Origin of the sequence: Streptomyces sp. NPDC008163, assembly GCF_042956885.1 — a bacterium.
Taxonomy (GTDB): Bacteria; Actinomycetota; Actinomycetes; order Streptomycetales; family Streptomycetaceae; genus Streptomyces; species Streptomyces drozdowiczii_A.
On sequence record NZ_JBIBHG010000001.1, the window covers coordinates 40,911 to 61,320 of the forward strand.

At 72.9% G+C, this 20,410-nt stretch carries 18 protein-coding genes and 2 pseudogenes; 10 read left to right on the forward strand and 10 right to left on the reverse strand.

Features of this window, described 5'->3' with window-relative positions; genetic code table 11:
- Positions 1 to 47 precede the first annotated feature (47 nt).
- The gene (locus tag ACFZAT_RS00210; RefSeq protein ID WP_391257968.1) at positions 48 to 443 is read right to left on the reverse strand and encodes a PPOX class F420-dependent oxidoreductase; all 396 of its coding nucleotides are present in this window, start codon (positions 441 to 443) and stop codon (positions 48 to 50) included.
- Between the two features lie 82 nt (positions 444 to 525).
- On the opposite strand from ACFZAT_RS00210, the gene ACFZAT_RS00215 reads away from it, so the two are divergent.
- Positions 526 to 1,020, forward strand: a complete 495-nt coding sequence (locus ACFZAT_RS00215; protein ID WP_391257971.1) for a GNAT family N-acetyltransferase — start codon at positions 526 to 528, stop codon at positions 1,018 to 1,020.
- Positions 1,021 to 1,024: 4 nt separating this feature from the next.
- On the opposite strand, the pseudogene ACFZAT_RS00220 reads toward ACFZAT_RS00215, so the two are convergent.
- The 8 genes and pseudogenes from ACFZAT_RS00220 to ACFZAT_RS00255 form a co-directional block, all read right to left on the reverse strand.
- Positions 1,025 to 1,177 (reverse strand): annotated as a pseudogene (locus ACFZAT_RS00220) (Uma2 family endonuclease); the annotation flags it as partial.
- A 75-nt stretch (positions 1,178 to 1,252) separates the two neighbouring features.
- Entirely contained in the window at positions 1,253 to 2,371 is a 1,119-nt protein-coding gene (gene serC / locus ACFZAT_RS00225) for a phosphoserine transaminase (protein ID WP_391257974.1), read from the reverse strand.
- Between the two features lie 117 nt (positions 2,372 to 2,488).
- A complete protein-coding gene (locus ACFZAT_RS00230; RefSeq protein WP_391257977.1) occupies positions 2,489 to 3,721 on the reverse strand; it encodes a cytochrome P450 in 1,233 nt (410 codons plus the stop codon).
- A complete protein-coding gene (locus ACFZAT_RS00235) occupies positions 3,718 to 4,953 on the reverse strand; it encodes a cytochrome P450 (protein ID WP_391257979.1) in 1,236 nt (411 codons plus the stop codon). Before ACFZAT_RS00235 ends, ACFZAT_RS00230 begins: the two co-directional genes overlap by 4 nt.
- Positions 4,950 to 5,597 carry an ATP/GTP-binding protein gene (locus ACFZAT_RS00240; protein ID WP_391257982.1) on the reverse strand — a complete coding sequence of 216 codons (648 nt, stop codon included), beginning with the start codon at positions 5,595 to 5,597 and terminating at the stop codon, positions 4,950 to 4,952. Before ACFZAT_RS00240 ends, ACFZAT_RS00235 begins: the two co-directional genes overlap by 4 nt.
- Positions 5,578 to 5,943, reverse strand: a complete 366-nt coding sequence (locus ACFZAT_RS00245) for a DUF742 domain-containing protein (RefSeq protein WP_391257985.1) — start codon at positions 5,941 to 5,943, stop codon at positions 5,578 to 5,580. The genes ACFZAT_RS00240 and ACFZAT_RS00245 overlap by 20 nt, the downstream gene beginning before the upstream one ends.
- Entirely contained in the window at positions 5,940 to 6,377 is a 438-nt protein-coding gene (locus ACFZAT_RS00250) for a roadblock/LC7 domain-containing protein (protein ID WP_391257988.1), read from the reverse strand. The genes ACFZAT_RS00245 and ACFZAT_RS00250 overlap by 4 nt, the downstream gene beginning before the upstream one ends.
- Positions 6,374 to 7,819 carry an ATP-binding protein gene (locus ACFZAT_RS00255; protein ID WP_391257991.1) on the reverse strand — a complete coding sequence of 482 codons (1,446 nt, stop codon included), beginning with the start codon at positions 7,817 to 7,819 and terminating at the stop codon, positions 6,374 to 6,376. The genes ACFZAT_RS00250 and ACFZAT_RS00255 overlap by 4 nt, the downstream gene beginning before the upstream one ends.
- Before the next feature lie 250 nt (positions 7,820 to 8,069).
- Here ACFZAT_RS00255 and ACFZAT_RS00260 point away from each other — a divergent pair, with 250 nt between their 5' ends.
- A complete protein-coding gene (locus ACFZAT_RS00260) occupies positions 8,070 to 9,032 on the forward strand; it encodes an EamA family transporter (protein WP_391257994.1) in 963 nt (320 codons plus the stop codon).
- A gap of 4 nt (positions 9,033 to 9,036) precedes the next feature.
- On the opposite strand, the gene ACFZAT_RS00265 is transcribed toward ACFZAT_RS00260, so the two are convergent.
- Complete coding sequence (locus ACFZAT_RS00265) at positions 9,037 to 9,438, reverse strand: winged helix-turn-helix transcriptional regulator (RefSeq protein ID WP_391257997.1); 402 nt, start codon at positions 9,436 to 9,438, stop codon at positions 9,037 to 9,039.
- A gap of 153 nt (positions 9,439 to 9,591) precedes the next feature.
- On the opposite strand from ACFZAT_RS00265, the pseudogene ACFZAT_RS00270 reads away from it, so the two are divergent.
- The 8 genes and pseudogenes from ACFZAT_RS00270 (at position 9,592) to ACFZAT_RS00305 (ending at position 20,361) form a co-directional block, all read left to right on the forward strand.
- Positions 9,592 to 11,044, forward strand: a pseudogene (locus ACFZAT_RS00270) (MFS transporter).
- Positions 11,045 to 11,187: 143 nt separating this feature from the next.
- Positions 11,188 to 11,391, forward strand: a complete 204-nt coding sequence (locus tag ACFZAT_RS00275) for a hypothetical protein (protein ID WP_391258000.1) — start codon at positions 11,188 to 11,190, stop codon at positions 11,389 to 11,391.
- Positions 11,392 to 11,501: 110 nt separating this feature from the next.
- Entirely contained in the window at positions 11,502 to 12,296 is a 795-nt protein-coding gene (locus ACFZAT_RS00280) for a TIGR03084 family metal-binding protein (RefSeq protein WP_391258003.1), read from the forward strand.
- Positions 12,293 to 13,993: an acyclic terpene utilization AtuA family protein gene (locus ACFZAT_RS00285; protein WP_391258005.1), complete on the forward strand. Its 1,701-nt coding sequence runs from the start codon at positions 12,293 to 12,295 to the stop codon at positions 13,991 to 13,993. The genes ACFZAT_RS00280 and ACFZAT_RS00285 overlap by 4 nt, the downstream gene beginning before the upstream one ends.
- Positions 13,990 to 15,588 carry a carboxyl transferase domain-containing protein gene (locus ACFZAT_RS00290; protein WP_391258007.1) on the forward strand — a complete coding sequence of 533 codons (1,599 nt, stop codon included), beginning with the start codon at positions 13,990 to 13,992 and terminating at the stop codon, positions 15,586 to 15,588. Before ACFZAT_RS00285 ends, ACFZAT_RS00290 begins: the two co-directional genes overlap by 4 nt.
- Before the next feature lie 6 nt (positions 15,589 to 15,594).
- The gene (locus tag ACFZAT_RS00295; RefSeq protein WP_391258010.1) at positions 15,595 to 17,544 is read left to right on the forward strand and encodes a biotin carboxylase N-terminal domain-containing protein; all 1,950 of its coding nucleotides are present in this window, start codon (positions 15,595 to 15,597) and stop codon (positions 17,542 to 17,544) included.
- The gene (locus tag ACFZAT_RS00300) at positions 17,541 to 18,707 is read left to right on the forward strand and encodes an acyl-CoA dehydrogenase family protein (protein ID WP_391258012.1); all 1,167 of its coding nucleotides are present in this window, start codon (positions 17,541 to 17,543) and stop codon (positions 18,705 to 18,707) included. The genes ACFZAT_RS00295 and ACFZAT_RS00300 overlap by 4 nt, the downstream gene beginning before the upstream one ends.
- A 67-nt stretch (positions 18,708 to 18,774) precedes the next feature.
- Positions 18,775 to 20,361, forward strand: coding sequence for an AMP-binding protein (locus ACFZAT_RS00305; RefSeq protein WP_391258016.1), 1,587 nt, complete (start codon positions 18,775 to 18,777; stop codon positions 20,359 to 20,361).
- Positions 20,362 to 20,410: the final 49 nt, after the last annotated feature.

The window sequence follows — 20,410 nt, forward strand, 5'->3', positions numbered from 1 at the left end:
GTCGGCCGTCAGCTCCTCCAACCTACCTACCGGGGGCGGGACTTGACTCAGGAATCCAGGGGCCGGATCTCGTAATGGAGCGTCCGGTCCCGTTTCAGCCGGTGGGTCAGCGGGACGAGGACGCCCTGCATCGCCGGGTACTTGCGGGACAGCATCCGCGACGCGTGCGTGTTCTCCTTCGAGCCCGCCGGGAGGAGGCGGGCGTGGGCCTCGATCTGGGGGCCCGTGGGGTGGCCGCGTACGGTGCACGGGCCGATCCGCACCCTCGGGTGGTTGCGCATGCGTTCCACCTTCCACGCCGAGGAGAACGTCCGGATGTAGGCGTGGTCGCCCTCGACCGCGATGTTCACCGGGGTGTCGGCGTGCGTCCCGTCCTGCCGCCGCGTGCTCAGCAGGACCGCGTACTGCTTCACGAAGGGCTTGAACTGCGGGATCGTATCCATGCCTCCATGGTCCGCCGGTACGGGCCGCCGCTCATCCGGGCGCGGTGCGCCCCGCAGGGGTTTCGCGTATGGTCCCCTGACCATGAGCCCCCGCGCCCCCGAGCCCTTCGCCACCCCCCGCCTGGACGCGCTGCCCCTGCGGGTGGAGTACGCGGACGAGATGGCAGCCGTCCTCGCCGACCCGGCCCTGCACGCGTTCACGGGAGGCGAGCCGGAGACCGCCGAGGCCCTGCGGGCGCGGTACGCACGGCAGACCGCCGGGGCGCCGGAGCCCGGCGAGCTGTGGTGGAACTGGGTGCTGCGGTCCGGCGACGCCCTCGTCGGGTACGTGCAGGCGACGGTACGCGGCGACCGCGCCGAGATCGCCTGGGTGGTGGGCGTCCCCTGGCAGGGCCGTGGGTACGCCGGGGAAGCGGCCCGGGGCCTGGTCGCGCATCTCCGGGAGGTGGGCGTCACGACCGTCGTCGCACACATTCACCCCGAACACGCCGCGTCGGCGTCGGTGGCCGCCGGGGCGGGCCTGGCGCGGACGGGGGAGTGGGAGGACGGCGAGGAGCGGTGGGGGCTGGGGCTCTAGCGCCTCAGGCGTCCGGCGTGCGGGGCTTGGCGCGGTCCGCCTGGATCAGTTCGGCGACATCGAGGCTCACCTCGGCGCCGATCGATGCGGGCAGGGGCGCCTGCCGGCCGGGGGCGTGCACCTCGTGGCGGTCGTACGAGCTGCCCAGCGGTTCCGTTCGTCGCAGGGTCGGGCGAAGCAGAAACGGCCCCGCACACCTCGCGGTGCGCAGGGCCGTTCCGGGGCGTACGGGCTACAGCTTCTCGATCACGTAGTCGATGCACGCCGTCAGGGCCTGCACGTCCGACGGGTCGATCGCCGGGAACATCGCCACGCGGAGCTGGTTGCGGCCGAGCTTGCGGTACGGCTCGGTGTCCACGATGCCGTTGGCGCGGAGGGCCTTGGCGATCGCGGAGGCGTCGATCTCGTCCGCGAAGTCGATCGTGCCGATGACCTGGGAGCGCTTGGCCGGGTCGGTGACGAACGGGGTCGCGTACTTGGACTCCTCGGCCCAGCCGTACAGGTGGCCGGAGGAGGCGGCCGTGCGGCCGGTCGTGAAGTCCAGGCCGCCCTGGGTGTTCATCCACGTCAGCTGCTCGTTCAGCAGGAAGAGCGTGGCGAGCGCCGGGGTGTTGTACGTCTGGTTCTTCAGCGAGTTGTCGATCGCCGTGGGCAGCGAGAAGAACTCCGGGATGTGCCGGCCCGAGGCGTGGATCCGGGCCGCGCGCTCCAGGGCGGCCGGCGAGAAGACGCCGATCCAGAGGCCGCCGTCGGAGGCGAAGGACTTCTGCGGGGCGAAGTAGTAGACGTCCGTCTCGGCGATGTCGACCGGGAGGCCGCCCGCGCCGGAGGTGGCGTCCACCAGGACGAGCGCGCCCTCGTCGGCGCCCGCGACGCGCTTGATCGGCGCGGCGACACCGGTGGAGGTCTCGTTGTGCGTGAAGGCGTAGACGTCGACGCCCGCCTCGGCCTGCGGGTCCGGGTGGGTGCCCGGGTCGGAGGCGATGACGGTCGGGTCCGCCAGCCACGGGGCCAGCTTGGCGGCCTTCGCGAACTTCGAGGAGAACTCACCGAAGTTCAGGTGCTGGGACTTCGACTCGATCAGACCGTGCGTCGCGATGTCCCAGAAGGCGGTGGAGCCGCCGTTGCCCAGGATCACCTCGTAGCCCTCGGGGAGGGAGAAGAGGTCGCGTACGCCCTCGCGGACCGCGCCGACCAGGTTCTTCACCGGGGCCTGGCGGTGGGACGTACCGAGCAGAGACGTGCCGGTGGCGGCCAGCGCGTCGAGCGCCTCGGTCCGCACCTTGGAGGGACCGGCGCCGAAGCGCCCGTCTGCGGGCTTGATGTCAGCGGGAATCTGGATGTCGGCCACGGGTCGGAGCGTAGTGCCTCGGTGCGGCGGCTACGTACCCCTGTCCGTCGGATGAGACAGACAGTCCGACCCGTGGTCGTCGGAGGAACATCCGTACGTTTCTCCGTGCGTACGATGTCAGCGCAGTGTGACCGGGAGTTCGTACAGGTCGTTCTGCGTCACGATCGGCTTGTTGCGCAGCTCCGACGCCGGGACGGCGAGGGACAGCTCCGGGAAGCGGGCGTACAGCGCGGGCAGCGCCACCGACGCCTCCAGGCGGGACAGCGCGGCCCCCGGGCAGACGTGCGGGCCGTGCCCGAAGGAGATGTGGCGGTTCGGGGAGCGGGTCACGTCGAACTCCGTGGCCGACGCCCCCCACTGCCCCTCGTCGTGCGCGAGGGCCGCGAACGACGTCATGACGCCCTCGCCCTTCGGCAGCACCCGGTCGCCCACCCGGATGTCCTCCGTGGCGAACCGGATCAGGATGTGCGAGGTCGGCGCCGACCAGCGCAGCGTCTCCTCGATCACCCCGTCCCAGCCCACCTCGCCGGCCAGCACCGCCCGCCGCTGCTCGGGGTGGGTCTCCAGCGCGACCACCGCGTTCACGATGAGGCTGATCGTCGTCTCGTGGCCCGCCGCGATGATCAGCTTCAGGGTGTTGAGGATCTCGTCGTCGGTGAGGTGGTCCCCGTCCTCGGACGCCAGGAGCAGCGCCCCGGTCAGGTCGTCGCCGGGGGACTCCTTCTTCTCGGCCAGGATGCGCGAGAACAGGGCGTGGATGTCCGCCATCATCTGCGGGACCTCGGCGCGCGGCGTCAGGTTGGAGAAGAACTTGTCGAACAGTTCCTTCATCCTCGGCAGGTCCGCCGAGTCGATGCCCATCAGCTCGCTGATCACGTTCATCGGCAGCGGGTAGGCGAACTCCGCCTTCAGGTCCACTGTTTCGCCCGCCACGTGCTCCGCCAGACGGTCGAGCAGCACCTTCGTGCGGGCCTCGATGCCCTCGCGCAGCCGCTCCACCCGGCGCACGGTGAGCGCCTGCGCGACCAGGCCGCGCAGCCGGCGGTGTTCGGCGCCGTCGGCGGTGAGCATGGTGCGGCCCGGGTTGACCAGGCCGATGAGCGGCCAGTCGAGCGGGATCTCGCCGCGCTGCCAGGCGCCCCACACGTTGATGTCCTTCACCAGGCGGCTGTCGGTGAGCAGCGCCTTCGCCTCCGCGTAGTGCGTGACGGTGTAGACGGGCACCCCGCCCGGCAGCTCGACCCGGGCGAGCGGGCCCGCCGCGTGCAGCCGCGCGCTCTCGCCCGCGAGGTCGGTGACGAAGGGGTCGAGGACGATGCGGTCGGTCTCTTCTGCGGCGGGCGCGGTCATCGGGGGCCTCCGAGAGCGGGGGTGGGCGTGAAGGTCACGGGCAGGTCGGTCAGGCCGCGCAGCCAGGGGGAAGGGCGCCGGGTCAGCCGCTCGGCGGGGACGGCGAGGTCCACGTCGGGCAGCCGGTCGAGGATGACCTCGATAGCCGTACGGGCGATGACCTCGGCGGTCTCCTGCGCCGGGAACGGGCAGCGGTGCTCGCCATGGCTGAAGGAGAAGAACGCGTTGTTGCCGCCGGTGAGCGTGGAGCCGTCCGTACGGACCTGGGGGTCGGCGTTGGCCCCGGCGAGGGAGAGGACGAGCAGGTCGCCGGCCTCGATGTGGCGGCCGCCGAGGTGCGTGTCGCGGGCGGCCCAGCGGCCCGCGATGTTCTGGCTGGGGGTGTCCTCCCACAGCACCTCGTTCATCGCCTCGCCGACGCTGTGCCGGCCGCCGGAGAGCGAGGCGGCGAAGCGGTCGTCAGTGAGCATCAGGCGCAGCGAGTTGCCGATCCAGTCGGCGGTCGGCTGGTGCCCGGCCGCCATCATCACCATGAGGTCCCGGGCCACGTCCTCGTCCGTGAACCCGGCGGTGTTGGCGAGCATCCGCGAGGCGACGTCGTCCCCGGGCTCGGCGCGCCGGTCGGCGAGCAGCGCGTACACGGAGCCGGCGATGTGCCGCTGCCCGGCGAGCGCGCCGGGCCCGCCGTTGATCATGTCGTTCATCGCGGTGACGAGGGCGGGGCCCTTGTCGTCGGAGAAGCCGTACAGCTTCGCCAGGACGCGTACGGGGAGGAGCATCGCGTAGTCGGCGACGAGGTCCGTCGAACCGGCCGCGCAGAACGCGTCGATGAGTTCGTCCGCGAACTCCTCGGTGCCCTTCTTGAGCTCGAAGGGGTTCGTGGCCTCCAGCGCCTCGCAGATCACGGCCGCCCGGAGGCTGTGGCGCTCGCCGACCGTGTAGAGGATCGACGGCTGGTCCCGGCTGATCATCGGCATCAGCGGCCAGTCCTCGGGGATCGCGTCCCACTGGTTCCACAGCTGCGAGTCGCGGGAGAAGAGGGCCGGGTCCCCGGTGACCTGGTGCAGCTCGCGGTAGCCGAGGACGAGCCAGGCCGGGACGTCACCGGGCAGCACGATCGGGGCGACCGGTCCGTGGTCGCGCCGCAGCTCGCGGTAGAGCGCCGCCGGTTCGCCCTGGAAGCGGGGTCCGGACAGCGGCACGGCACCGGACGCGTGGGGGCACTCGGTCACGGGGTGGGCTCCGGGGTCAGGGCGGGGGCGCCCTCGGCGGGCGCGGGGGCCTCCCCGGCACGGGCCGCCGAGAGCCGGTGCAGGTGCTCGACGAGGGTGATCAGCACGTACTTGCTGGACGACCGGTCGCGCGCGTCGCACTCCACGAGCGGGACGTCCGGCGAGATGTCGAGCGCCTCCCGGATCTGCTGCTCGGTGTGGAGCGGGCCGCCGAAGTCGTTGCAGGCGACGATGAACGGCGTGCCGTGGTGTTCGAGGCGGTCGATCGCGTACCAGGAATCGGCCAGGCGCCGGGTGTCGACGAGGACGACGGCGCCCAGGGTGCCGGAGAACAGCCGGTCCCACAGGAACCAGAAGCGCTCCTGGCCGGGCGCGCCGAACAGGTAGAGCACCGAGCGTTCGTCCAGGCTGATCCGGCCGAAGTCGAAGGCGACCGTGGTGGACGTCTTGGACCCGACGCCGTCGAGGTGGTCGACCGCCTCGCCCGCACGGGTCATCGTCTCCTCCGTGTTGAGCGGACGGATCTCGCTCACGGATCGGACCATGGTGGTCTTGCCGACCCCGAAGCCGCCGACCACGACTATTTTCAGTCCGTTGTCGGCCGTCGCTCTCAGGGCGGCGCGGTCAGAGGTTGCGGAGTCCAACGAGCACCTGTTCCAGGATGTCGGGGTCGGGAAGCCGGTCCGATACGCGTGCGGTACGCGGATGGCGGGCGCTGATCCGGCCGGTGTCGAGCAGATCGCAGAGCAGGATGCGCACGATGCTGACGGGCAGGTCGAGATCGGCGGCGATCTCCACGACGGCGGTGGGCCGTTCGCACATCCGCAGGATCGCGACGTGCTCCGACTGCATGCCGGGGGCCGGCTCGCACTCGGCGACGACCAGCGTGACCAGGTCGAAGGCGGCGGAGTCGGACCGGGTGCGGCCGCCCGTCAGGGTGTAGAGCCGGTCCGGCGCGTCGTCCCTGCCGGGGCGGGGGCGGGGCGTCATACGGCCGTGCCCCGGGCGGCGGCGACCGCGTCGACGGCCTCGCGCGGCGGGGCGACCAGGTGCTCGCCCAGCTGCTCGACCAGCTCGCTCATGTTGTGGCCGACGAGGCCCACGTCGGCGCTCTCGGCGGCGACGACCGCGAGGTGGGCGCCGGCGCCCGCCTCCACGATGAACAGGATGCCGCCGTAGAACTCGGCCATGGCGGAGCGGACGCCGCCGCTGCCGTTGCCGAACTCCACGGACGCGCCGTGGGACAGGCTCTGGATGCCGGCGGAGATCGCGGCGAGCTGGTCGGCCTGGTCGACGGAGAGTTCCGGCGTACGGCACAGCTTGAGGCCGTCCCTCGACAGCACGAGGGCGTGCCGGGCGCCGGGGGTCCGTTCGAGGAGCCCCTCCAGCAGCCAGTTGAGCTTCTCGTCGGTGGTCGCGGTCATCGGGAGCTGTCCTCCGGGGGTGGGGAGTCGGGCCGTACTGCGTTGCGGAAGCTGCTGAAGCGGGCCGCCCGGGCCTTGGGGTCGGGTGCGTCGGCCGCGGCGGCGGTCTCCCGGGCGGGCTCGGGGGCGGTGGCCCGGGCCCTGGCCTCGGCGGCGGCCAGGGTGCGCCCGCGCGAACGCTTGGGCAGGCCACTCTCGCCGAACTTCGGGAGGTTGCCGGTGGTGTCCGACGCGGAGTCGGAGCGCATGGGCTCCGGGGCGGCGGGCCGGGCGGCGGGGTCCGTCCCCAGGGTGTGGACGGGCTCGGGCTCGGCGGGGGCGGACGCGGGTTCCGGGGCGGCCCGGACCGCGGTGGTGCGGGTGATGATCTCCTGCGGGAGCATCATCAGCGCGCCGGTACCGCCGCGTGCGGAGGGCCGGAAGGAGACGGTCAGGCCGTGCTTGCGGGCCAGCCGGCCGACGACGGCGAGCCCGAGGCGGGTGCCGGTCAGGCCGGTGAGGTCGGCGTCCTCGGCGGCCACCGCGCGCTCCGCCCGGCGCAGCTGCACATCGCTCATGACGAGGCCGCTGTCCTCGACGGTGACGACGATCCCGGCCGGGACCTCCTCCACGTACACATGGACCTCGGCGGTGGGCGGCGAGAAGTTCGCGGCGTTGTCGAGGAGCTCGGCCAGCGCGTGCATGACGCCCTCGGCGGCGTGACCGGCGACGGCGACATCGCTGGTGGAGTGGAGCCGGACGCGCTGGTAGCCGCTGATCCGGCCCATCGCGCCGCGCAGCACGGACTCCATGACGATGGGCTTGGCCCAGCGCCGGCCGGAGCGGGCGCCGGTGAGCACGGCGATGGAGTCGGCGAGGCGGCCGGCCTGGGCGGTGCGGTGGTCGAGGTGGAGCAGGTCGGCGAGGACGTCCTCGGAGGTGTGCCGGTGCTCCATCTCGCGGAGGTCGGCGAGCATGCTCGTGGCCAGGGCCTGCATCCGGCCGGCCGCGTTGGCGCAGGCGGTGAGGGCTGCGGAGCGCTCGGTCTCGGCGCGCGAGGCGCGGGCCTTCAGCCGGGCGTTCTCGGTGGTGAGGCGGGCGGTGCCGGCCTCGGCCGCCTCCTTGACCTTCGCCGTCTCCGCGGCGGCGGCCGCCTTGACGCGGGCGTTCTCCGCGGTGAACTTCTGGGCCTCGGCCGCGGAGGCCGAGACCATGCGCGAGACCTCCGCCGTGAACCGGCCGCTCTCGGCGGCGTGCGTCTCGCGGAGCCGGCGCACCGTGGCCCGGGCGTGGACGGCGGTGGTGACGGCGGCCACGAGCAGCAGGGCGGCCCCGCCGGAGCCCCAGGCCACCGCGGTCCTGGCCGATTCGGGAGCGGCGAAGGTCGCCCACACGCTCAGGGCTGCGGTGAGGGCCACCGTGACCGGAAGGGCCAGTGCGGTCGGCCGGGTAGAGGGGCGCAAAGCGGAGTCCTTGGGGCGGACGGCGGCGGACGGGGCGGTTCGGACGAGCGTGGCACCAGAGACAAGCGGGACAACTGGAACAGCTGATTCACCAGTAAGTCCCCGTCACTATATGAGAATTGGGGAACTGGTTGGGAAGAACTTGTGGTGAAAACTGTTCTGTTTCTGATTTCAACTTGTCAATTTATGACCGTTAGCCTGGGGGGAGTGGAAATACCGCACGATTCAGGACTCAGAAGGACAGGCCCCAGTGAATGACCGGCCCACCACCACCGCCGCAGAACCGGCCGCAGCCGCCGCCGTCGCCGTGCCGGAGGCGGTCGCCTCGCCGGCGCTCGGCGGTCCGGAGCGGCCCGGCGGGCGGCGGGCCGCGCTCGCCCCGGTCGCGCTGGTCGTCGCGGGCGGGCTGTCCGTGCAGTTCGGCGCCGCCATCGCGGTGCTGCTGATGCCCCGGGCCGGGGCGCTCGGGGTCGTCACGCTGCGGCTGGCCGCCGCCGCGCTCGTCCTGCTCGTCGTCTGCCGCCCGAAACTGCGCGGCCACTCGCGCGCCGACTGGGGCACCGTGATCGCCTTCGGCATCGCCATGGGCGGCATGAACACGCTGTTCTACCAGGCCGCCGACCGCATCCCGCTCGGCGCCGCCGTCACCCTCGAAGTGCTCGGCCCGCTCGCCCTGTCCGTGATCGCCTCGCGCCGCCTGGTCAACGTCGTCTGGGCGGCCCTCGCCCTCGGCGGCGTCGTCCTCCTCAGCGGCGGCGGCTTCGACCGGCTCGACCCGGTGGGCGCCGCCTTCGCGCTGGGGGCCGGGGCGATGTGGGCGGCGTACATCGTCTTCAGCGCCCGCACCGGCCGCCGCTTCCCGCAGGCCGACGGCCTCGCCCTGGCGATGGTGGTCGCCGCGCTCCTCTCACTGCCCCTCGGCATCATGGACGCGGGCTCCAAGCTCCTCGTCCCCACGACGCTCGGGCTCGGCGCGGCCGTCGCGCTGCTCAGCTCCGTGCTCCCGTACACCCTGGAACTCATCGCGCTGCGCCGCCTGCCCGCGCCCACCTTCGCCATCCTGATGAGCCTGGAACCGGCGATCGCCGCCATGGCCGGATTCCTCATCCTCCACCAGGCCCTGTCCGTCACGGACGCCCTCGCCATCGCACTGGTCATCGGGGCGAGCATGGGGGCGGTGCGGAGTCAGGTGCGGGGAGTCGCGAAGCGGTAGCCGGTCAGGGCGCCTTCGCGGCGCCCGCCGCGCTCCCCGCGTCGAACGCGGCGCGGGCCGCCGTGATGTCCGCCCGGTGGCGCTCCGCCCAGCCGACGAGCCCGGTGAGCGTGGCGTGCAGCTCGCGGGCCATCGGCGTGAGGCTGTACTCCACCTTGGGCGGCACCGTCGGATACACGGTCCGGATCAGCAGCCCGTCGCGCTCCAGCTTGCGCAGGTTCAGGGTGAGCATGCGGCGGCTGATGCCCGTGATGGTCCGCTCCAGCTCGGTGAACCGGACCGGCCCGTGCGCCGCCGCGACCAGAATCCCGATGCTCCACTTGCCCGCCACATGGTCGAGGACCTCGGTGAGCGGGCACGCCTCGCTGATGACCTGGTCGGACACATCGGTGTGACTGCGTGACATGAAAGTGCCTCCTTACGCCACGGCTGATGGTTACAGAGGATGACGCCTGTAACAAGACGTGCACCTTTGGAGGTAGTCGCCGTGTCGCGAACCGAAACAGCCGCCCCGCACTCGCGTTGGCGCGCCCTCGCCGTCCTCTGCGCGGGTCAGCTGATGGTCATCCTCGACGGGACCGTCGTCAACGTCGCGCTGCCCGCCGTCCAGCGCGACCTCGGCTTCTCGCCGTCCGCCCTGGCCTGGGTGGTCAACATCTATCTCGTCCCCTTCGGCGGCCTGCTGCTGCTCTCCGGCCGGCTCGGCGACCTCGTCGGACGCAAGCGCGTCTTCGTCGCCGGTCTGGCCCTCTTCACGACGGCGTCCCTGCTGTGCGGGCTCGCACAGGACCCGGCGATGCTGCTGGCCGCCCGGTTCGTCCAGGGCGTCGGCGGCGCCGTGACCTCGGCGGGGACGCTCGGCATGGTGGTGACGCTGTTCCCCGAGGCCAGGGAGCGGGCGAGGGCGATCGGCGTCTACAGCTTCGTCCAGTCCGCCGGAGGCTCGCTGGGCCTCCTCGCGGGCGGCGTCCTCACGCAGGCCCTCAGCTGGCATTGGATCTTCGTCATCAACGTGCCGATCGGCGCCGCCGCCGTGCTCGCCGCCGGACGCGTCCTCGCGCCCGAACGCGGGTCCGGGCTGGGCCGGGGGGCCGATGCCGCCGGTGCCCTCCTGGTCACCTCCGCGCTGATGCTCGGCGTCTACACGATCGTCGGGACCGCCGCGCACGGCTGGGCCTCGGTGCACACGCTGGGCCTCGGCGCCGCCGCCCTCGCCCTGCTTCTCGGCTTTGTGGTGCGTCAGGCGAGGGCGGCCCACCCGCTGCTTCCGCTGCGCGTGTTCCGGTCGCGGGTGGTCGCGGGGGCGATGGGCATCCAGGCGCTGATGGTGGCCGGGATGTTCAGCTTCCAGTTCCTGTGCGTGCTGTACGTGCAGAAGGTGCTCGGGTACGACGAGATCCGTACCGGGCTCGGTCTCTCCCCGGTCTCCGTCGCCATCGGTGCCCTGTCCCTCGGCCTCGCGCCCTCGCTGATCGCCCGCTTCGGCCCGCGCACGGTCCTGCTGCCGGGGCTCGCGCTCATCGCGGCGGGGCTCGCGGTGCTGGGGCGCGTACCGGCGGACGGGAGTTACGCGACGGACGTTCTCCCGGCCCTGCTGCCGCTGGGCATCGGGCTTCGGCCTCGCCATGCCGTCGCTCGCCACGCTGGCGATGTCCGGGGCGACGCCGGAGGACTCGGGCATCGCGTCCGGCATGTTCAACACCATGCAGCAGATCGGCAGCGCCTTCGGCCTCGCCGTCCTCAGCACCCTCGCCACCTCGCACACGGACACGCTGCTCGGCGGGGGCACGAGCACGGGGGAGGCCCTGACCTCCGGCTACCGGCTCGCCTTCCGGGTGGGCGCGGGGCTCGTCACCGTAGCGCTGGTGCTGGCGGCGACGCTGCTGCGGAACGCGGCAGCGCCGCGTGTGGCAGGCGAGCGGGTGGCCTCCCCGGAGCCGGAGCCGGAGCCGGGGTCAGGGCCGGAGCCGGAGGAGTCCGGGGCGAAGGCGCCCCGCCGGCCCGCTCGTTGAGTGGAAGGCCCGCCCGGCATCATGGGTCCATGGACACCTCGCCCGCCGAGTGGATCACCGTCGCCGCCTACGAGAACCTGCCCGGCCGCCTCCCCCCGATGGCGGCCGTGCGCGGTTGACTGCGGGACCGGGGCATCGACTGGATGCCCTTCGCACCGGGCGAGATCCAGGTGGACCTGGCCTGCGGTGCCGGCGCCGACGGGCACTGGCACGGCTGGTTCGACGTCCGCGTGCGCGCCGACGCGCTGCGCCCGCTCGGGCTGCATCCCGACCAGTCGTCGTCCCGGGTGACCGGCGCGTCGCCGCCCCGCTGGTGGCATGCCGAAGCCGAGCGCCGCGCCCGCTGACCGAAGCGCGAGGCCGGGCACCGTAAAAAAATCATGCAAGCATGCTTGATTGTTTTACGTCGCGCTGGCAGGCTCCCGGGCACGCCGTCATGCCCCGAGGGGAGCGCACCGTGTCCGATGCCTCAGCCGTGCTGGACGATCTGCGCAGCGAGAGCCTGGAGCTCGATCTGCTCGTCGCCGGGGCGACCGCGAGACAGTGGGCGGGGGAGACCCCGGCCGACGGATGGACCCTGGCCCATCAGATCGCCCACCTGAGCTGGACCGACGATGTCGCGCTGATCTCCGTCACCGACCCCGGCCGCTTCGGGCACGAGGTGGCGAGGGCCATGGAGGACCCCGAGGGCTTCGTGGGCCGGGCCGCCGACGAGGTCGTCGCCGCCTACCCGCCGGACGCGCTGCTCGTCCGCTGGCGCGAGGGCCGCGAGCGCTTGCAGGAGGCCCTGCGCGCCGCACCCGCCGGGTCGAAGTTCCCCTGGTACGGGCCGCCGATGAGCGTCGCCTCCATGGCGACCGGGCGGCTGATGGAGACCTGGGCGCACGGCCAGGACATCGCCGACGCCCTCGGGGCCACTCGTACCCCGACCGCCCGGCTCCGGCACGTGGCCCGCATCGGCGTCCGGGCCCGCGACTACGCCTACTTCGTACGGGGGAAGCAGCCGCCCACTGAAGAATTCCGCGTGGAACTGGTCGCGCCGGACGGCGAGTTGATCACGTACGGCCCCGAGGGTGCCGGTCAGCGGGTCACCGGGCCGCTGCACGACTTCTGCCTCCTCGTCACGCAGCGCGCCCACCGCGACGACCTGGCGGTGCGCGCGGAGGGGGCGGACGCCGATGCCTGGCTGTCGATCGCCCAGGCATTCGCGGGGCCTGCGGGGGCGGGCCGGGCGCCGAAGGGGGATCGATGACGGACCCCGCGCCCCTCCGCATAGGCAACGCCTCCGGGTTCTACGGCGACCGTTTCGACGCCCTGCGCGAGATGCTGACCGGCGGCCCGCTCGACGTCCTCACCGGTGACTACCTCGCCGAGCTGACGATGCTCATCCTCGGCCGCAGCCGCCTGAAGGACCCCACGCGCGGCTACGCCTCCACGTTCCTACGGCAGTTGGAGGACGGGCTCGGGCTCGCCCGCGAGCGCGGGGTGCGGATCGTCGCCAACGCGGGCGGCCTCAATCCGGCCGGGCTCGCCGACGCGATCCGGGAGCTGGCCGAGAAGGTCGGCGTGCCGGTGCGGGTCGCGCACGTGGAGGGCGACAACATCCCCGTACCGGAGGGCTTTCTCACGGCCAACGCGTACCTTGGTGGGGCAGGCATCGCGGCTTGCCTGCGGGCCGGTGCCGAGGTCGTCGTCACCGGCCGGGTGACGGACGCCGCCCTCGTCACCGGCCCAGCCGCCGCCCATTTCGACTGGGGCCCCGAGGACCACGACGCGCTCGCCGGGGCCGTCGTCGCCGGACACGTCCTGGAGTGCGGCACGCAGGCGACGGGCGGCAACTACGCCTTCTTCCGCGACCACGACATCCGCCGCCCCGGCTTCCCGGTCGCGGAGATCCACGCGGACGGCAGCTCCGTCATCACCAAGCACGACGGCACCGGGGGCGTCGTGGACCTCGGCACGGTCACCGCCCAACTCCTGTACGAGACCGGCGGAGCCCGGTACGCGGGCCCCGACGTCACCGCCCGTCTCGACACCGTACGGCTGACGCAGGACGGGCCGGACCGGGTCGCGGTCTCCGGCGTACGCGGGGAGGCCCCGCCGCCCACGCTCAAGGCCGGGCTCACCCGGCTCGGCGGCTGGCGCAACGAGGTCGCCTTCGTGCTCACCGGGCTCGACATCGAGGCCAAGGCGGCTCTCGTCCAGGACCAGTTCGCGGACGCCTTCGCACGCGCCGGACGCCGGCCGCAGGAGGTCCGCTGGGAGCTGATCCGCACGGACAGGGCCGACGCCGACACCGAGGAGACCGCGAGCGCGCTGCTCCGGCTGGTCGTCCGGGACCGCGAACAGGACGCCGTGGGGCGGGCGTTGTCCGGCGCGGCGATCGAGCTGGCCCTCGGCAGCTACCCCGGCTTCCATGTCACCGCCCCGCCCGGGAAGGGCGCGCCCTACGGGGTGTTCGAGGCGCGGTACGTGGCGGCGGAGGACGTGGAGCACTTCGCCGTACTGCCGGATGGGACGCGCCGCACCATTGATCATCCCGCTCGGACGCTGGAGCTTGAGGGCGTCGGACAGCCCGATCTGCCGGCGCCGTTGGAGCACGGCCCCACCCGCCGCGTCCCGCTCGGCCGCGTCGCCGGGGCCCGGAGCGGGGACAAGGGCGGGGACGCCAACGTCGGGGTGTGGGTCCGGGACGCGGACGCGTGGCGGTGGCTGGCGCACGAGCTGACCGTCGACCGCTTCCGGGAACTCCTCCCGGAGACCACCGGGCTCACCGTCGTACGCCATGTCCTGCCCAACCTGCGGGCGTTGAACTTCACCGTGCACGGGCTGCTCGGCGAAGGCGTCGCCGCACAGCACCGCTTCGACCCGCAGGCCAAGGCGCTGGGCGAGTGGCTGCGCGCCCGCCACCTGGAGATACCCGTGACCCTTCTGGAGGTGCCCGCATGACCGTCCTGCCCACCGGGCTCGACACCGCGAGCCCCGACTACGCGGCCAACCGGGCCGCCATGCTCGACAAGCTGGCCGAGCTGGAGGCCGCGCACGCCAAGGCGCTGGAGGGCGGCGGCGAGAAGTACGTCGAGCGGCACCGCGGGCGCGGCAAGCTGCTCGCCCGCGAGCGCGTCGAGCTGCTGCTCGATCCGGACACGCCGTTCCTGGAGCTGTCGCCGCTCGCCGCCTGGGGCAGCGAATACGCGGTCGGCGCCTCGCTCGTCACCGGGATCGGGGTGGTGGCGGGCGTGGAGTGCCTGATCACCGCCAACGACCCGACCGTACGCGGCGGGGCGTCGAATCCCTGGACGCTGAAGAAAGCGCTGCGGGCGAACGAGATCGCCTTCGCCAACCGGCTCCCGGTCATCAGCCTGGTCGAGTCCGGGGGCGCCGATCTGCCGTCCCAGAAAGAGATATTCATCCCCGGCGGCGCGCTCTTCCGCGACCTCACGCGGCTCTCCGCCGCCGGAATCCCCACCGTCGCCGTCGTCTTCGGCAATTCCACCGCCGGAGGCGCGTACGTCCCCGGCATGTCCGACCACACCGTGATGATCCAGGAGCGCTCCAAGGTCTTCCTGGGCGGACCGCCTCTGGTCAAGATGGCGACCGGCGAGGAGAGCGACGACGAATCGCTCGGCGGCGCCGCGATGCACGCCCGTACGTCCGGGCTCGCCGACCACTTCGCCGTCGACGAGCACGACGCGCTGCGCCAGGCCCGCCGCATCGTCGCCCGCCTCAACTGGCGCAAGGCGCACACCGATCCGGGCCCGGTCGAGCCGCCCAAGTACGACGAGGACGAGCTGATCGGGATCGTGCCCGGCGACCTGAAGGTGCCGTTCGACCCGCGCGAGGTGATCGCCCGGCTGGTCGACGGCTCGGACTTCGACGCGTTCAAACCGCTGTACGGGACGAGCCTGGTCACCGGCTGGGCGCGGCTGCACGGCTACCCGGTCGGCATCCTCGCCAACGCGCAGGGCGTGCTGTTCAGCGAGGAGTCGCAGAAGGCCGCGCAGTTCATCCAGCTCGCCAACCAGCGGGACATCCCGCTGCTCTTCCTGCACAACACCACCGGCTACATGGTCGGCAAGGAGTACGAGCAGGGCGGCATCATCAAGCACGGCGCGATGATGATCAACGCGGTGTCGAACTCCAGGGTCCCGCACCTCTCGGTCCTGATGGGCGCCTCCTACGGCGCCGGGCACTACGGCATGTGCGGCAGGGCGTACGACCCGCGCTTCCTCTTCGCCTGGCCCGGCAGCAAGTCCGCCGTCATGGGCCCGCAGCAGCTCGCCGGGGTGCTCTCCATCGTCGCCCGCGCCTCGGCCGCCGCGAAGGGCCGCCCCTACGACGACGAGGCGGACGCCGCCCTGCGCGCGATGGTCGAGCAGCAGATCGAGTCCGAGTCCCTGCCCATGTTCCTGTCCGGGCGGCTGTACGACGACGGGGTCATCGACCCGCGCGACACCCGGACCGTCCTCGGGCTGTGCCTGTCCGCCATCCACACCGCGCCGGTCGAGGGCACCCGGGGCGGCTTCGGAATCTTCCGGATGTGAGCTGAGATGATCAAGAGTCTGCTGGTCGCCAACCGGGGCGAGATCGCCTGCCGGATCTTCCGCACCTGCCGGACCCTCGGCATCGCCACCGTCGCCGTGTACTCCGACGCGGACGCCGGTGCGCTGCACGTCCGGGAGGCCGACACCGCCGTACGGCTGCCGGGCGCGGTCCCCGCCGACACGTATCTGCGCGGCGATCTCGTCGTCGCCGCCGCGCTCGCGGCCGGGGCGGACGCGGTGCACCCCGGGTACGGGTTCCTCTCCGAGAACGCGGACTTCGCCGCCGCCGTGCAGGACGCCGGGCTGCGGTGGATCGGGCCGCCCGTGAAGGCGATCGAGCTGATGGCGTCGAAGACCCGCGCCAAGGAGCTGATGGCCGCCGCCGGGGTGCCGCTCCTCGCGCCGGTGGACCCGGCCGCCGCGACCGCCGAGGACCTGCCGCTGCTGCTGAAGGCGGCGGCGGGCGGCGGGGGGCGCGGGATGCGGATCGTGCGGGACCTGGGGGACCTGCCGGGCGAGTTGACCGCCGCCGGGGCCGAGGCGCTGTCCGCGTTCGGGGACGGGGAGGTGTTCGCCGAGCCGTACGTGGAGCGCGGCCGGCACGTCGAGGTCCAGGTGATGGCGGACGAGCACGACGGGGTGTGGGCGCTGGGGACCCGGGACTGCTCGCTCCAGCGGCGGCACCAGAAGGTCATCGAGGAGGCGCCCGCGCCGGGCCTGCCGGACGAGCTGCGCGAGCGGCTGCACGAGGCGGCGGTGGCCGCCGCCCGGGCCGTGGGCTATCGGGGCGCCGGGACCGTGGAGTTCCTGGTCGCCCCGGACGGGCGGCCGTACTTCCTGGAGATGAACACGCGGCTTCAGGTGGAGCACCCGGTGACCGAGGAGGTGTACGGGCTCGACCTCGTCGCGCTCCAGCTCCGGATCGCGGAGGGCGAGCCGCTGCCCGCCGCCGGGCCCCCGGCACCGTCCGGGCACGCCGTGGAGGCCCGGCTGTACGCGGAGGACCCGGCGCGGGACTGGCAGCCGCAGACCGGAGCACTGCTCTCGCTGGACGTGCCGGGGGTGCGGCTCGACACCGGGTATACCGGGGGCGACACGATCGGCGTGCACTACGACCCGATGATCGCCAAGGTGATCGCCCGGGCGCCGACCAGGGCCGAGGCGGTGCGGCTGCTCGCCCACGCCCTGGAGCGGGCGCGCGTCCACGGACCGGTGACCAACCGGGACCTGCTCGTGAGGTCGTTGCGGCACCCGGACTTCGTGGGCGGGCGGCTGGACACCGGGTTCTACGACCGCCACCTTCCGGAGCTGACCACCGCGCGGGACGAGGCTGAGGCCCGGCTCGCGGCCACCGCGGCAGCCCTGGCGGGGGCGGCGCGGGGTGCGGAGGCGGGCGGCGTCGCCCGCTTCGGCGCCTGGCGGAACCTGCCGTCCCGCCCCCAGGCCCGGGGCTACCGGAGCGAGCCGGACGGCGTCGAGCACACGATCACGTACCGCTCCGGCCGCGACGGGCTGTCCGTCCCCGACGACGGCGTCCGCGTCGTGGCCGCCGCCCCCGACCGCGTCACGCTGGAAACCGGCGGGGTGACGCGGACCTTCCACGTAACCGTCCACGACACCAGGGCGTACGTGGACACCGCCTCCGGCGCGTACACCTTCACCGCCCTGCCCCGCTTCACCGACCCGGCCGACCGCACCGAGCCCGGCTCGCTGCTCGCCCCCATGCCCGGCACGGTGGTCCGCCTCGCGGACGGCCTCGCGGAGGGGGCGGCCGTCGAGGCCGGGCAGCCGCTGATCTGGCTGGAGGCGATGAAGATGGAGCACCGCATCCTCGCCCCCGCCTCCGGCACGCTCACCGCCCTGCACGCCGCGCCCGGCCTCCAGGTGGAGGTCGGCGCCCTGCTCGCCGTCGTCACGGAATCATCCACGGACCCCTCTGAGGAGCAGCCCGCATGAGCACGAGCACCGTCCTCGAAACCGAAGAGCACCAGGCCCTGCGCGCCGCCGTCGCCGCCCTCGGGAAGCGCTACGGGCGTCCATACATGCAGTCCCTCGTCAGCGAGGGCAGCCACCCCCGCGAGCTGTGGGCGGACGCCGCGAAGGCGGGCTTCCTCGGCGTGAACCTCCCCGAGGAGTACGGCGGCGGGGGCGCGGGCATGGCGGAACTGTCCATCGTACTTGAGGAGTTGGGCGCGTCCGGCTCCCCGCTCCTGATGATGATCGTGTCGCCCGCGATCTGCGGCACGGTGATATCCCGCTTCGGCACGGAGGAGCAGAAGCGGCAGTGGCTCCCGGGTCTCGCCGACGGCTCCCTCACCATGGCGTTCGGCATCACCGAGCCGGACGCCGGCTCCAACTCGCACCGCATCACGACCACGGCGCGCCGGGACGGCGGGGACTGGCTGCTCACCGGCCGCAAGGTGTTCGTGTCCGGTGTGGACATCGCGGACGCCACGCTGATCGTCGGCCGTACGGAGGACGCGAGGACCGGCAAGCTCAAGGCGTGCCTCTTCATCGTCCCGCGCGAGACGCCCGGCTTCCAGCGGAACCGGATCGACATGGAGGTCCACGCCCCGGAGAAGCAGTTCGAACTGGTCCTGGACGACGTGCGACTGCCCGCCGAGGCGCTGGTGGGGGATGAGGACGCGGGGCTGCTCCAGCTGTTCGCGGGCCTCAACCCGGAACGCATCATGACCGCCGCCTTCGGGATCGGAATGGGGCGTTACGCGCTCGGCCGGGCGGTCGAGTACGCGAAGACGCGCCAGGTCTGGAAGGAGCCGATCGGCGCCCACCAGGCGGTCGCTCACCCGCTGGCCCAGGCGCACATCGAACTCGAACTGGCCCGTCTGATGATGCAGAAGGCCGCCCGGCTGTACGACGCGGGCGACGACTTCGGCGCGGGTGAGGCGGCGAACATGGCGAAGTACGCGGCGGGCGAGGCGTGCGTGCGGGCGGTGGACCAGGCGGTGCACACGCTGGGCGGCAACGGGCTGACCCGTGAGTACGGGCTGGCCTCGCTGATCACGGGGGCGCGGGTGGCGCGGATCGCGCCCGTCAGCCGGGAAATGATCCTGAACTACGTATCCCACCAGACCCTGGGTCTCCCCAAGTCCTACTGAGAAGCGCACAGTTGCCCGTACACAAGCCAGAGGCCGCCCCCCACCGCATCGAAGGGACCGACCCAGCATGGCGCACGTGTTCCGCAGCGATTACCCCGACGTCCAGCCGCTCGACGCCGCCATCCACGACGCGGTGCTCGGGCACGCCACCGAGCGGTTCGGCGAGACCATCGCCCTGATCGACGGCACCAACGAGTCCAGCCGCCTCACCTACGCGCAGCTCGACGCGTTCCACCGCAGGATCGCCGCCGGGCTCGCCGCCGCCGGTCTGGTCAAGGGCGACGTGCTCGCCCTGCACAGCCCGAACACCATCGCGTACCCGGCCGTCTTCCACGCCGCGACGCGGGCGGGCGCCACGGTCACGACGGTGCACCCGCTGGCCACGGCGGAGGAGTTCGCGAAGCAGCTCCGCGACTCCGCCGCGCGCTGGATCGTCACGGTGTCCCCGCTGCTCGCGGTCGCGCGCCGGGCGGCCGAACTCGTGGGCGGCATCGAGGAGGTGTTCGTCTGCGACCACGCGGAAGGGCACACCTCGCTCCTGGACATGCTCACCACGACCGCCCCGGAACCGATGGTGACCGTGGACCCGGCGGAGGACGTCGCCGCCCTCCCGTACTCCTCGGGCACGACGGGCGCGCCGAAGGGCGTGATGCTGACGCACCGCTCGATGGCGACGAACCTGGAACAGCTGAGCCCGTTCGTGCCGTTGGGGGAAGGACACCGGATCCTGGCGGTCCTCCCGTTCTTCCACATCTACGGACTCACGGCCCTGATGAACGCCCCGCTGCGGCTGGGCGCGACGGTCGTCGTCCTCCCGCGCTTCGACCTCGCGCAGTTCCTGGCGGCGATCGAGACGCACCGCATCAACGGCCTGTACGTGGCTCCGCCGATCGTGCTGGCGCTCGCGAAGCACCCGGTGGTCGACCGCTACGACCTGTCCTCGCTGGAGTACATCGTCAGCGCCGCAGCCCCGCTCGACGCGGAGCTGGCCGCCGCGTGCTCCCGCCGCCTGGGGCTGCCGCCGGTCCGCCAGGCGTACGGCATGACGGAGCTGTCCCCGGGCACGCACGTCGTCCCGCTCGCCGCCGAGAACCCGCCGCCGGGCGCGGTCGGCACGCTGCTCCCGAACACGGAGATGCGGATCGTGTCCCTGGACGACCCGTCTGCCGACGCCCCGGCCGGGGAGCCCGGCGAGATCCTGATCCGGGGCCCCCAGGTCATGAAGGGGTACCTGGGCCGCCCCGACGCCACCGCCGAGATGATCGACCCGGACGGCTGGGTGCACACCGGCGACGTCGGCCGGGTGGACGAGGCGGGCTGGCTCTTCGTGGTCGACCGCGTGAAGGAGCTCATCAAGTACAAGGGCTACCAGGTCGCCCCCGCGGAGCTGGAGGCGCTGCTGCTCGGCCACGAGGGGGTGGCGGACGCGGCGGTCATCGGCGTCCGGGACCCCGACGGCAACGAGATCCCGAAGGCCTGCGTGGTGCGGTGCGCGGGCGCGGCGGTGACGGCGGAGGACCTGATGGCGTGGGTGGCGGAGAGGGTGGCCCCGTACAAGAAGGTCCGGGAGGTCGAATTCATCGAGACGGTGCCGCGGGCGGTGTCGGGCAAGATACTGCGGCGTGAGCTGCGGGGGCGGGTGGGCGGACGGTGACGGGAAGCCCCTGAGCGGGATACGTTCCCTGCGGGGAGCGCGCCGTCCG

What these genes read in the sequence shown, in the direction of transcription:
- ACFZAT_RS00210 (WP_391257968.1), bottom strand. Translation starts at nt 443, where the DNA reads ATGGATACGATCCCGCAGTTCAAGCCCTTCGTGAAGCAGTACGCGGTC.
- ACFZAT_RS00215 (WP_391257971.1), top strand. Translation starts at nt 526, where the DNA reads ATGAGCCCCCGCGCCCCCGAGCCCTTCGCCACCCCCCGCCTGGACGCG.
- ACFZAT_RS00230 (WP_391257977.1), bottom strand. Translation starts at nt 3,721, where the DNA reads ATGACCGCGCCCGCCGCAGAAGAGACCGACCGCATCGTCCTCGACCCC.
- ACFZAT_RS00245 (WP_391257985.1), bottom strand. Translation starts at nt 5,943, where the DNA reads ATGACGCCCCGCCCCCGCCCCGGCAGGGACGACGCGCCGGACCGGCTC.
- ACFZAT_RS00250 (WP_391257988.1), bottom strand. Translation starts at nt 6,377, where the DNA reads ATGACCGCGACCACCGACGAGAAGCTCAACTGGCTGCTGGAGGGGCTC.
- ACFZAT_RS00265 (WP_391257997.1), bottom strand. Translation starts at nt 9,438, where the DNA reads ATGTCACGCAGTCACACCGATGTGTCCGACCAGGTCATCAGCGAGGCG.
- ACFZAT_RS00275 (WP_391258000.1), top strand. Translation starts at nt 11,188, where the DNA reads ATGCCCTTCGCACCGGGCGAGATCCAGGTGGACCTGGCCTGCGGTGCC.
- ACFZAT_RS00285 (WP_391258005.1), top strand. Translation starts at nt 12,293, where the DNA reads ATGACGGACCCCGCGCCCCTCCGCATAGGCAACGCCTCCGGGTTCTAC.
- ACFZAT_RS00290 (WP_391258007.1), top strand. Translation starts at nt 13,990, where the DNA reads ATGACCGTCCTGCCCACCGGGCTCGACACCGCGAGCCCCGACTACGCG.
- ACFZAT_RS00295 (WP_391258010.1), top strand. Translation starts at nt 15,595, where the DNA reads ATGATCAAGAGTCTGCTGGTCGCCAACCGGGGCGAGATCGCCTGCCGG.
- ACFZAT_RS00300 (WP_391258012.1), top strand. Translation starts at nt 17,541, where the DNA reads ATGAGCACGAGCACCGTCCTCGAAACCGAAGAGCACCAGGCCCTGCGC.
- ACFZAT_RS00305 (WP_391258016.1), top strand. Translation starts at nt 18,775, where the DNA reads ATGGCGCACGTGTTCCGCAGCGATTACCCCGACGTCCAGCCGCTCGAC.